The 11,589-nt window shown below is 36.0% G+C and carries 11 protein-coding genes; all 11 read left to right on the top strand.

Annotated elements, in window-relative coordinates:
* Window positions 1-24: 24 nt before the first annotated feature.
* The 11 genes from OGX86_RS10440 (at window position 25) to ugd (ending at window position 11,569) form a co-directional block, all read left to right on the top strand.
* Complete coding sequence (locus OGX86_RS10440) at window positions 25-426, top strand: sugar 3,4-ketoisomerase (RefSeq protein ID WP_286639977.1); 402 nt, start codon at window positions 25-27, stop codon at window positions 424-426.
* The gene (locus OGX86_RS10435; RefSeq protein WP_286639975.1) at window positions 410-856 is read left to right on the top strand and encodes a GNAT family N-acetyltransferase; all 447 of its coding nucleotides are present in this window, start codon (window positions 410-412) and stop codon (window positions 854-856) included. The genes OGX86_RS10440 and OGX86_RS10435 overlap by 17 nt, the downstream gene beginning before the upstream one ends.
* A complete protein-coding gene (locus tag OGX86_RS10430; protein ID WP_286639973.1) occupies window positions 856-1,863 on the top strand; it encodes a GNAT family N-acetyltransferase in 1,008 nt (335 codons plus the stop codon). The genes OGX86_RS10435 and OGX86_RS10430 overlap by 1 nt, the downstream gene beginning before the upstream one ends.
* Window positions 1,853-2,959, top strand: coding sequence for a DegT/DnrJ/EryC1/StrS family aminotransferase (locus tag OGX86_RS10425; protein ID WP_286639971.1), 1,107 nt, complete (start codon window positions 1,853-1,855; stop codon window positions 2,957-2,959). Before OGX86_RS10430 ends, OGX86_RS10425 begins: the two co-directional genes overlap by 11 nt.
* Window positions 2,956-4,206, top strand: coding sequence for an O-antigen translocase (locus tag OGX86_RS10420; protein WP_286639964.1), 1,251 nt, complete (start codon window positions 2,956-2,958; stop codon window positions 4,204-4,206). Before OGX86_RS10425 ends, OGX86_RS10420 begins: the two co-directional genes overlap by 4 nt.
* Window positions 4,203-5,072: a glycosyltransferase family 2 protein gene (locus OGX86_RS10415; RefSeq protein ID WP_286639963.1), complete on the top strand. Its 870-nt coding sequence runs from the start codon at window positions 4,203-4,205 to the stop codon at window positions 5,070-5,072. Before OGX86_RS10420 ends, OGX86_RS10415 begins: the two co-directional genes overlap by 4 nt.
* 3 nt (window positions 5,073-5,075) lie before the next feature.
* Window positions 5,076-6,389, top strand: a complete 1,314-nt coding sequence (locus OGX86_RS10410) for an O-antigen polymerase (protein WP_286639961.1) — start codon at window positions 5,076-5,078, stop codon at window positions 6,387-6,389.
* A 13-nt stretch (window positions 6,390-6,402) separates the two neighbouring features.
* Complete coding sequence (locus OGX86_RS10405) at window positions 6,403-7,113, top strand: HAD family hydrolase (protein ID WP_286639959.1); 711 nt, start codon at window positions 6,403-6,405, stop codon at window positions 7,111-7,113.
* Window positions 7,114-7,880: 767 nt separating this feature from the next.
* A complete protein-coding gene (locus OGX86_RS10400) occupies window positions 7,881-8,696 on the top strand; it encodes a glycosyltransferase (RefSeq protein ID WP_286639957.1) in 816 nt (271 codons plus the stop codon).
* Between the two features lie 101 nt (window positions 8,697-8,797).
* The gene (gene gnd / locus OGX86_RS10395) at window positions 8,798-10,204 is read left to right on the top strand and encodes an NADP-dependent phosphogluconate dehydrogenase (RefSeq protein WP_048224404.1); all 1,407 of its coding nucleotides are present in this window, start codon (window positions 8,798-8,800) and stop codon (window positions 10,202-10,204) included.
* Between the two features lie 198 nt (window positions 10,205-10,402).
* Window positions 10,403-11,569, top strand: coding sequence for a UDP-glucose 6-dehydrogenase (gene ugd / locus OGX86_RS10390; RefSeq protein ID WP_286639955.1), 1,167 nt, complete (start codon window positions 10,403-10,405; stop codon window positions 11,567-11,569).
* Window positions 11,570-11,589: the final 20 nt, after the last annotated feature.

Genomic DNA, 11,589 nt, shown 5'->3' with positions numbered 1-11,589 from the left:
TGAACAAAATTTCGGAAGAAATGTATGGAAATTATTGATTTTGATGTCTACGGTGATGATCGGGGGTCGTTAATCTCACTGGAACAGTTTAAAAATATACCATTTGATTTTAAAAGGGTATATTACATATTTAATACCTCTTCCGGTGTGTCACGAGGATTCCACGCTCATAAAAACCTAAGGCAAGTTGTAATAGCAATTAGAGGGAAATGCGATTTTCATATCGATGAAGGCCGAGGTATGGAGGTTTTGACCTTAGATTCGCCTTGCAGAGGCTTGTATATTGACAAGTTAAGCTGGAGGGAAATGCATAATTTTTCTGATGATTGTATTTTAATGGTTTTAGCCAGTGAAAAATATGATCCTTCCGATTATATAACTAATTACGAAGAATTCAAAGGTATGACCAATGTTAAATTTCGTTGAGTATGACGAGTCATTTCTTGCATTAAGTTGGCTTTGGTTAAAAGATCCTGAAATATCTGCGCTAACTATGACACCTGATTTCACAAAAAATGAGCAGTTGATATTCTTTAGATCTTTAGAAAAAAGAAGAGATTATTTTATACGCGGCGTTACTTATAAGAATGAAAAAATAGGAGCTGCGGGTATTAAAAACATTAACCAAGATAGGGGGGAGTATTGGGGATATATAGGTGAGAAAAAATATTGGGGGCAAGGATTAGGGAGAGAGATTATGGAAAAAATAGTTTTAGAAGCACGACTATTGGGATTAAAAAAGTTGTATTTGCAAGTGAATTCCAATAATCAGCGAGCTATAAATCTATATAAAAAAGTAGGGTTTGAAATTTTATCTATTGATGACCAGTTAATTAAAATGGAAAGGTGGTTGTAATGCAATGCCTAGAAGAGGTAGTGGACGGCCTCAAAGTTTTAGACTGCGTGATTTCGACAGAAGCAAAAAGTTTATCAACGACAATATTTTCAAAACAAACATTTTTAGAGCATCAAAATAAAGCTCAAAATAAGCATTATATAGTATTTTCACTATATGATGAGAAAGAAAGCAAAATACTATCGCAAATGGTATTTTCCAAAAAAAATAATTCTGAAACTGTCGAGTTTTTTTCACCGATCACAGGCGCTTTTTCGGATTTTTATTTGATAAATGAAAGAGTAGCACTCAATAAAATAGATCTTTTCTTAAATTATATTGAAATCTATCTTGTAAAAAATTATAACCTAAAGAAACTTACATACAAACTTCCTCCTGAATTATACAATCCGGACAATAATAATTATTTGTTGAACGTGATGTTTAATCGTGGATGGGAAATCAATAATATTGACCTTAATTATCACTTGAATATTGTAAGCGAAGATTATTTTAGAAAAAAATTAAGCGGTAGTAAAAGACGTGAATTAAATCGAATTACAAGGGAAGAAACCACTTTCAACAAGGTTATAGAGCATAATGAAATTCGTTGTGCTTATGAAGTGATAAAAGCTAATAGAGAGTCGCAAGGCTATCCAATGACTATGAGTTGGGAGGGGTTATATTCTCTTTATTTGGCTATGCCTGATGATGTTTATTTTTTCAGTTTGAAAAAAGATAATTTAATACTTGCATCCTCCGTTTGTTTAAAAATAAATAATGATCATTTGTATGTTTTTTACTGGGGAGAAAACCCGGAGTTTAGAAAGCTTTCTCCAATTGTGAAATTGGCTGAACAATTGTATTTATTGTGCATTGACGAGGGATTTAAAACTTTAGATATCGGTATTTCTACTGAGAACTCTTCAGTTAATCAAGGATTGATTGATTTTAAAACAAATATTGGTTGTGAATTGACTAAAAAAATTAGCATCGAAAAAGTATTGGAGAAACAAAGTGAAAGTTGATTTTCTTAATTTAAATCGAATTAATAGTCAATATGCAAAAGAACTGATTCAAGCTTCTGAGCGAGTGATTAATTCTGGTTGGTATATTCAAGGAGCTGAAGTAAAAAAATTCGAAACTAATTTTGCGAGGTATTGTGGTACTAAGCATTGCATAGGTGTAGCTAATGGACTAGATGCATTGGTTCTGACTCTTAAAGCTTGGAAAATTCTTGGGATGATAGAAGAAGGTGATGAAGTTATTGTCCCTGGCAATACTTTTATTGCAACTATCCTTGCAATTTCTGAAGTAGGATTAAAATCTGTATTGGTTGAACCTGACGAGGAAACAAATAATATTTCGGTTTCCCAAATTAATGCACATATAACCGATAAAACAAAAGTAATAATTCCGGTGCATTTGTATGGATATATCTGTGATATGGAAGAAATAAGAAAAATCGCATCGGAATACAATTTGTTAATTTTGGAAGATAGTGCTCAAGCTCATGGGGCAACTAAAAATGGATTAAAGTCTGGTTCATGGGGAGATGCTGCAGCCTTTAGCTTTTATCCTGGAAAAAATTTAGGAGCATTAGGAGATGCTGGAGCGGTAACAACTAACCATGACGAGCTTGCGCAAACCATTAGAGCCCTAGCGAACTATGGTTCGGTCGCTAAATATGAGCACATTTTTAAAGGAGTAAATAGCCGGCTTGATGAGATTCAAGCTGCATTTTTAAACGTGAAAATAGATTTTTTAGATCATGAGATCAAATTACGCAGAAATATTGCTTGTAGATACTGTTCTGAGATCAATAATGACGAAATATCACTTCCTGTTGTTAAAAACCACGAAGAACACGTATGGCATCTTTTCGTTATCAAAACAGAATGTCGAGAGAAATTGAAATCTTATCTTGACGATAAAGGGATTCAGACACTCATTCACTACCCAAAACCGCCACACAAACAAAAAGCATATGCAGAATGGGATGGTATTACATTGCCAGTTACGGAAAGAATTCATAGGCAAGTATTATCTTTGCCAATGGATCCTACAATGACTGAAGCAGAAATTAGTTACGTAATTCAAGCAATAAATGGTTTTACTGCATGAGGCGATTACTCACAGTTACTTTCTTTACGGGATTGCTAACTCTTATAAAGATGTTTTCTGGATTTGTAGTTGCAAAGATTGTCGCTGTCTATACAGGTCCAACTGGTATAGTCATGTTAGGGCAGATTCAAAGTATAGTTACAACACTAAATGGATTAGTTAATTCCCCGGTAGGTCCGGGGATTGTTCGATTTACTTCTGAGAATGATAAAAATGGATATGGTGAATGTGCAAAGTGGTGGCAGGCAAGTACCCGATGGGTAGCATTAATTTTAGCTATAATCCTTCCATTAACAATATTAACCTCTTCGTACATATCTTCATGGGTATTAGGAACGCCTGACTTTGGATGGGTATTAGTTATTACTGCTTTTTTATTGCCTTTTACTGCAGCAGGAACTTTTATCGCTTCGGTCATTAATGGTCAACAACAATATAAAAAATATGTGGTTCTGGGAATGGTATCAGCAATTTTATCCCTGGCCATCATGCTTCTTTTAATTATTGTAGGGAACATTTATGGTGCATTACTTGCGGTTGCTGTCCAAAATGCAGTAGTTGGTATAGTAATGATTTTGTACTCACTTCGAAAACCATGGTTTAAAATAAAGTATCTATGGGGGAAAGTTGACTCCAGGAGTATGAAAGATATCCGCGGTTATATACTCATGGCTGTTACGAGTGCAATTGTTGTTCCTTGTTCATTAATTCTTATTCGAAACATTATCGTTCAACATGCTGGATGGACACAGGCTGGATATTGGCAAGCTGTCTGGCGAATATCAGAAACTTATCTTGCTATAATTACCATAGCGCTAAGCACATATTATCTTCCACGGCTTTCGGCAATTAAAGATAATAAATTAATAGTAGGTGAAATAAATGCCACTCTAAAAGTCGTGCTTCCGGTTGTCGTACTATGTGCAACTGGGGTTTATATATTAAAAGACTTTATTATTTCAGTGTTATTTACTAAGGAGTTTTATTCCGCAAGAGATTTATTTAAGTATCAATTGCTGGGAGATGTCCTGAAAATAATTAGTTGGCTATATGCTTACACAATGATTTCTAAAGGAATGACAAAAATTTTTGTTTTATCCGAAATTGTTTTTGCTACTAGTTTTGTAGCTATCTCTTATTTTTTTGTTATTCATTATGGAGTGTATGGTGCTCCTATGGCATATTGTGTTAATTACAGCTTGTATTTATTATTTGCTATATTCGTAGTTTACCGAGTTAAATCATGAAAAAAAAACACGTTTCAATTTTTGTCGTCTCGTATAATCACGTTAAATTTGTTGAGTTATGTCTAAATTCAATTAAATGCCAATGGAATGTTTCTTATGATTTAACTGTCATCGATAATGGCTCAGTTGATGGTACGCCTGAAATAATTCGTCAATTAAACAAAACACAAGATTTTAAATTCATAGAAAATGAAACTAACTTAGGGTTGCCAGCAACTTTAAACATGTGCCTTGATATGGCCGTAGGGGAGTATATCTGCTTCATTGCGGCGGATGATTATATGTCGGTCAATCGATTGTCAGTGCAATTACAATTTCTTGAAGAACATCATGAGTTTTATGCCTGCGCTGGAACCCAACTGAAAATTGATGATGATAATAATTTGTGTGATTTTAAAAAACAAAAGAATATCATTAAAAATTATATTGTGCTTGATGAAAATAATATTTTTGACAAAACAAATATTATTTACTCCCCAACATCTATATATCGCACTCAGGCTTTAAAAGATATTGGAGGTTACAAAGCGGATATTGCAATAGAGGATTTGTATATTTACTATAAAGCAGCGGAGAAACACTATAAAATTGCTTTGCTTCCAAATTTATTTTCCTTTTATAGGATTCACTCAGGAAATAGCCATAGTAAATTAAAGTGGATGCATGATAACAAAATAAAAATTTTAGAGGAGTTTAAAAATGCATCCTTTTACGAAAAATTAAAAGATTTGATTTATTTAGAAGGTTTTTACTCACTATCCGATAACTATAAAATGATAGCGTTAAAAATAATTCCGAAAATCATCCATCGAATAGACAGTAAATATTTATATGCGGGAATTATAAAACTATTATTTAAATGGTGAGTTATGGAAGCAATAATATATGTATCGATAGCAATTTTTTTCCTATCATTAACTTACAGAGCGATAATAAAAGTTTCTGGTTCACTTTCTCTCGATTTCATTTCTTTTTGGTTTTACATATATATAATATTTGCCTTTTTGGGGTCGTGTGTAATTATATTGGGCTTTGGCAGTGACAGTTATTTTGTACTACCTATTGCGAAGAATCATGATGTTATCTTAGTTGGTTCATATTTCGTCTTGTATGGTGGTGTTGTAGCGTTATTAGCTTTTTTAGGCTTTATAAAAATCTTTAATGCAAATAAAAACTATAGTGAAAATTTGACTAAAACTTGTGAAGTTAATAAATCACAAACTAATACAATTCTTATATTGGCATGCCTGTTTCTTTTGGTTTTTATCTATTTTCAAATTAGCATTTTTCCAAGTCCTCTTGTTATGGCATTCACCAATGGGACCGCCGAGGAAATTGCTCTTCGAAGAATAATCGTCACAAAAGATTTAAGTATAATAGCTAATACTTACATTATTTCTGTTGGTAGTTTATTAGCTTATATAGTTCCTTACTCTTATCTGGCTTTATCTAGTATAAATAAAAAATACTACGCACATGCGCTATTAACATTTACTATTTCTATTATTTATATTTTATCAACAGGTGAGAAGGGACCATTTCTTTTCTTTATTTTTGGTGCATTAATCTGTTATGGGTATTCTCGAGGACAGATAAAGAGAATATCAGTAAAATTAATTTTGTTTTCGATTTCAATATTATTTGTCATATACTTACTTTTTGTCAGTAATGATATTCAACAAATTTTATCTCTTATATTTGACCGAATTTTTATAGCGCAGGTAATTTCTGTGTATCTCTCGTATGATTACTATAGCTATTCAGGTGATATTGGCCTTTTATCTTTAGCAAATATCTTAACAAAAATTTTTGATATTAGCGTAATTCCGCCAGCGTCAGAACAACTGATGGCTCATTATTTCCCTGAGATGATCGCGCTTGGTGGTTGGAATATTAATGGCCTATATATATCGGAAGCCTGGTCAAATTTTGGAGTATTGGGTGTCTTGTTATCACCAATACTTGTTGGGTTCGAAAATGCAATTTTGATCAAAGCATTGACAAGTTTTAAAAAATCACCCATTCAGTGTGCTTTTTATGCTTTTTTCACAATTAAATGTACATATTTTTTAACTTCTTTCAACGCATATCTCTATCATTCAGATTGGATTGTGACTGTTATTGTTTTATTGTTAATTATGTTTTTAAATTTTATTTTCAATGCAAAAAAACAATTTATATAAATATAGGTTCAAAATGGCCAATCTATTAGTTGCTTTAGACTTATGCGATACCTTAGTTAAAGGTAATACTACTTTTATATTTTTAGATCATCTTTTAAAAAATAATTCATTTTTTAGGATGTATAGAAAATTGAGTCGATGGCTTCCTTTTAAATTTTTATTCAAAGTGTTGTCATTAGTTAAATTTGATGCTAATCGAAAAATTGCTATTCTTTTTTTAAAAGGAATTAAAAAAAGCATTTTGCAGAAAAATGCCAATTTTTTAGTTCAGCATACTTTTGTCTTCGATAAGGAGATTGTTACGCTTATAAATTACTGCAATGCTAATAATATATCAGTGTATATCGTCTCCGCATCTCTTGATGTAATTGCTGAAGCTGTTGCCAGCAAATTCGGAATTCAATACATTTCTAGTTGTCTTGATTTTAACTCTAATGTTTGTACTGGCACGCTGAAGCAAGATCTACTTTATACAAAAGAAATGCTTTTTACGGAAGGAAGTAAAAAATATACCGGAGTAGATTTGGAACAATTAGTCTTTGTTAGTGATAATATTCAGGATATTTCCCTTTTAAAAAAAGCAAGGTTTGGATTCGGATTTTATACCGATAAAAATAGTAGTAAATTTAAAAGCAACCAAATTATTAAATTTGAAGCTGCAAATGTAGTTGCAACAATAAATAACTATCAAGATAATCTACTCAATAACGAGAAAAATCAATGATGTTTTTTTATGTTCCTTTCTACTATACAATAGTTAGCAGATTACATAGTTTCTCTAAGTGTTTCTCTTGGGTTATTATTTATCTGATACCTCAATTCATTTTTTATTTTTATTTCTTAGATGCAGTCGATTACAGGCAAGCATTCCTTTGTATAGCATTAGGTGTCGTTTTAATCTATACATTATACGAAATTGGCTATATTTATAATGATACTGAAACCATAAAAAATGAGGTGCAGCCAACCTTACGATTAGATGATTCTCAGTTGAGGTATTATTATGAACACAAGGTGTTAATATATTTTTTTCGTGCTTTATTAGCATTTATTATTTCTTTTGTATTCATTTATTTTGAACAATATTATTTTGTTTTATTTGCGTGGTGCATAATTCCAATATATGCTGTGTATAACTCAATACGCAATAGATGGAACTTGCCACTTCATTTTTGCCTGGTTATTATTAGATATTGCAGTGTAACTATATTATTAGGTGGAGGGGTGGCTTTCTTTTATTGTATTTTACTCTTCCCATTGATTAATTTATTGGAAAGATGTTCAGAAAAACGTTTTCAGTTGCCTTTTTTCCAAAAAAATGTTTTTTCTAACAAAGTAGATGGTCGATATAAGTACTATTTTATTTTGATTGTTATTGCTGGTTTGCTTTTAATTCATGAAATGAATTGGATTAACTTGGTATTCCTGTTTCTTTCGTTGTATTATTTTGTTTATAGATGGTTAATTGTGAAGTTTAAGATGGTCTGATATATGGATAATGTTAAATTTAGCCTTTTGATGTCGTTGTATGATAAAGAACTCCCGGAAAATCTTCATGAATGTCTTTGCAGTATTTATCGACAGAAACTAAAACCAACGGAAATAATTTGTGTTTTTGATGGGGCAATCAAAAAAACACTGTCAGATGTTATTTACCGATGGCAAAAAGAACTAAATATTATTGTTGTTAAATTGGAGGAGAATGTCGGATTAGGTTCTTCCTTAAATATCGGTCTTAAACATTGTAATTATGATATCGTTGCTCGGATGGATACTGATGATATTTGTGAAGAAAGCCGTTTTGAAATACAAATATCTTATTTTGAAAGGAACAAATCTATCTGTTTGCTTGGATGCCAGATTGCTGAGTTTTCAGGCGATATATCAAATATTAGTGGTAGAAGATTAGTGCCACTGACTTACGCAGATATTAAAAATTTTGCAAAACACAAAAATCCATTCAATCATATGACAGTAGTTTATCGACGCCATATGATAGAATCTGTTGGTGGTTATAAGGACCATCATTTCATGGAGGATTATAACCTATGGTTGCGTGTGATTTCTTCTGGTTACTATTGTGAGAACTTAAACGAAACATTAGTATTTGCAAGAGCTGGCGAAAATATGCTAACGCGTAGACGAGGTGGTAAATACATCCGGAGTGAGTTTCAATTATCAGTGTTAAAATATAAACTCAATATCCAATCACTTCCAATGAGTCTTCTCTGGTTTTTTCTCCGCTCTACAGTTAGAATTTTACCGGTAAATATCTTATCCAAAATATACAAGTTGAATCGTAATTAAACACCAAAAATTAATACTATAAATTTGTTTCATTAAAAACATTGCTTATTATTCCAATAATTTGGAAAATATATGCCAAACACACCTGACAGGAGTATGTAATGTCCAAGCAACAGATCGGCGTCGTCGGTATGGCAGTGATGGGGCGCAACTTGGCGCTCAACATCGAAAGCCGTGGTTATACCGTCTCCATCTTCAACCGCTCCCGCGAGAAAACTGAAGAAGTTGTTGCCGAGAACCCGGGTAAGAAACTGGTTCCTTATTACACGGTGAAAGAGTTCGTCGAGTCTCTTGAAACCCCACGTCGTATCCTGTTAATGGTAAAAGCAGGGGCGGGAACTGATGCTGCTATTGATTCCCTAAAGCCATATCTGGATAAAGGCGATATTATCATTGATGGTGGTAACACCTTCTTCCAGGACACTATCCGTCGTAACCGTGAACTGTCCGCAGAAGGTTTTAACTTCATCGGTACCGGTGTTTCAGGCGGTGAAGAGGGCGCCCTGAAAGGCCCATCTATCATGCCTGGTGGCCAGAAAGAAGCGTATGAGCTGGTTGCGCCGATCCTGACCAAAATCGCAGCCGTTGCGGAAGATGGCGAGCCGTGCGTGACCTATATTGGCGCTGACGGCGCAGGCCATTACGTGAAGATGGTTCACAACGGCATCGAATATGGCGATATGCAGCTTATTGCTGAAGCCTATTCTCTGCTGAAAGGCGGTCTGAACCTGTCTAACGAAGAACTGGCAACTACCTTCACCGAGTGGAATGAAGGCGAGCTGAGCAGCTACCTGATCGACATCACTAAAGACATCTTCACCAAAAAAGATGAAGACGGTAAATATCTTGTTGATGTGATTCTGGATGAAGCGGCGAACAAAGGTACCGGTAAATGGACCAGCCAGAGTTCTCTGGATCTGGGCGAACCGCTGTCGCTGATCACCGAGTCTGTATTCGCGCGCTATATCTCTTCTCTGAAAGACCAGCGCGTTGCGGCATCTAAAGTGCTGTCCGGCCCACAGGCTAAACTTGCTGGCGATAAAGCCGAGTTCGTTGAGAAAGTCCGTCGCGCGCTGTACTTGGGTAAAATCGTCTCCTACGCGCAGGGCTTCTCTCAACTGCGTGCCGCGTCTGACGAGTACAACTGGGATCTGAACTACGGTGAAATCGCGAAGATCTTCCGCGCGGGTTGCATCATTCGTGCGCAGTTCCTGCAGAAAATCACTGACGCGTATGCTGAAAACAAAGGCATCGCGAACCTGCTGCTGGCCCCGTACTTCAAAAATATCGCTGACGAATATCAACAAGCGCTGCGTGATGTAGTGGCTTATGCTGTGCAGAATGGTATCCCGGTACCGACCTTCTCTGCAGCGGTAGCCTATTACGATAGCTACCGTTCTGCGGTACTGCCGGCTAACCTGATCCAGGCCCAGCGCGACTACTTTGGTGCACATACGTATAAACGCACCGATAAAGAAGGTGTGTTCCACACTGAATGGCTGGATTAATCTGATTTAGTCTAACTGTAAATGCAGGCCCGGAGCGCTCCTCCGGGCTTTTTTATTGCCAAAAAATGGGATTCAGTCAGGTCCGATATCCGGTGTTGTAGCAAATCACGATATACTGGCGCAATGCAGAGCCGATGCGCGACGTTGTTGGCAGCGTGTTCACCCTCAAATGTTCAACCGGAAGAAGTTACACAGCGAATGAAGATAACTATCTCAGGAACAGGTTATGTTGGTTTGTCGAACGGTATTCTGATTGCCCAGCACCACGAAGTGGTCGCTCTGGATATCGTTCCGACGAAGGTCGAGATGCTGAATCAGAAAAAATCGCCGATCGTTGATAAGGAAATCGAAGAATATCTGGCGACAAAACAGCTGAATTTCCGTGCAACGACCGATAAGTATGATGCTTACCGCGACGCGGACTACGTTATCATCGCGACACCGACTGATTACGATCCGAAGACGAACTACTTTAACACCTCGAGCGTCGAGTCAGTGATCCGCGATGTGGTCGAAATCAATCCAAATGCGGTGATGGTAATTAAATCAACGATTCCGGTTGGCTTTACGAACTCCATTAAAGAACAGTTGGGTATCGACAATATATTCTTTTCGCCAGAATTCCTGCGTGAAGGTCGTGCACTGTACGACAACCTCCATCCGTCCCGTATCGTTATTGGTGAACGTTCCGAACGCGCCGAGCGTTTTGCCGCGTTGCTGCAGGAAGGTGCGGTTAAAAAAGATATTCCGACGCTGTTTACTGACTCGACTGAAGCCGAAGCCATCAAGTTGTTTGCTAATACCTATCTGGCATTACGTGTGGCCTACTTTAACGAGCTGGATAGCTATGCAGAAAGTCTTGGCTTGAACTCACGGCAGATTATTGAAGGTGTGTGCCTGGATCCGCGTATCGGCAATCACTACAACAACCCGTCATTTGGCTATGGTGGCTACTGTCTGCCGAAAGATACTAAGCAGTTGCTGGCTAACTACGCGTCTGTACCGAATAACATTATTGGCGCGATCGTTGATGCGAACCGTACGCGTAAGGACTTCATTGCAGATTCTATTCTTGCGCGTAAACCTAAGGTGGTCGGCGTATACCGTTTGATCATGAAAAGTGGTTCCGATAATTTCCGGGCATCATCGATTCAGGGCATCATGAAGCGCATTAAGGCAAAGGGTGTGCCCGTTATTATCTATGAACCGGTCATGAAAGAGGATGAATTTTTCCATTCCCGAGTAGTGCGTGATCTTAATGCGTTCAAAAATGAAGCAGATATTATTATTTCTAACCGTATGACGTCAGAATTAGCTGATGTTGCCGATAAAGTGTATACCCGCGATTTGTTTGGTAGTGATTAATCACGTCTCCATAAAAAAGG

The sequence above is a fragment of the Citrobacter sp. Cpo040 genome (genome assembly GCF_030332915.1).
Classification (GTDB): Bacteria; Pseudomonadota; Gammaproteobacteria; order Enterobacterales; family Enterobacteriaceae; genus Citrobacter; species Citrobacter portucalensis.
This window is presented reverse-complemented; position numbering and strand designations above follow the sequence as displayed.

Bases quoted from the DNA above. Each gene is read 5' to 3' on its own strand.
- OGX86_RS10435 (WP_286639975.1), top strand. From the start codon at position 410: ATGTTAAATTTCGTTGAGTATGACGAGTCATTTCTTGCATTAAGTTGG.
- ugd (WP_286639955.1), top strand. From the start codon at position 10,403: ATGAAGATAACTATCTCAGGAACAGGTTATGTTGGTTTGTCGAACGGT.
- OGX86_RS10410 (WP_286639961.1), top strand. From the start codon at position 5,076: ATGGAAGCAATAATATATGTATCGATAGCAATTTTTTTCCTATCATTA.
- OGX86_RS10405 (WP_286639959.1), top strand. From the start codon at position 6,403: ATGGCCAATCTATTAGTTGCTTTAGACTTATGCGATACCTTAGTTAAA.
- OGX86_RS10430 (WP_286639973.1), top strand. From the start codon at position 856: ATGCAATGCCTAGAAGAGGTAGTGGACGGCCTCAAAGTTTTAGACTGC.
- OGX86_RS10400 (WP_286639957.1), top strand. From the start codon at position 7,881: ATGGATAATGTTAAATTTAGCCTTTTGATGTCGTTGTATGATAAAGAA.
- OGX86_RS10420 (WP_286639964.1), top strand. From the start codon at position 2,956: ATGAGGCGATTACTCACAGTTACTTTCTTTACGGGATTGCTAACTCTT.
- OGX86_RS10415 (WP_286639963.1), top strand. From the start codon at position 4,203: ATGAAAAAAAAACACGTTTCAATTTTTGTCGTCTCGTATAATCACGTT.
- OGX86_RS10440 (WP_286639977.1), top strand. From the start codon at position 25: ATGGAAATTATTGATTTTGATGTCTACGGTGATGATCGGGGGTCGTTA.
- gnd (WP_048224404.1), top strand. From the start codon at position 8,798: ATGTCCAAGCAACAGATCGGCGTCGTCGGTATGGCAGTGATGGGGCGC.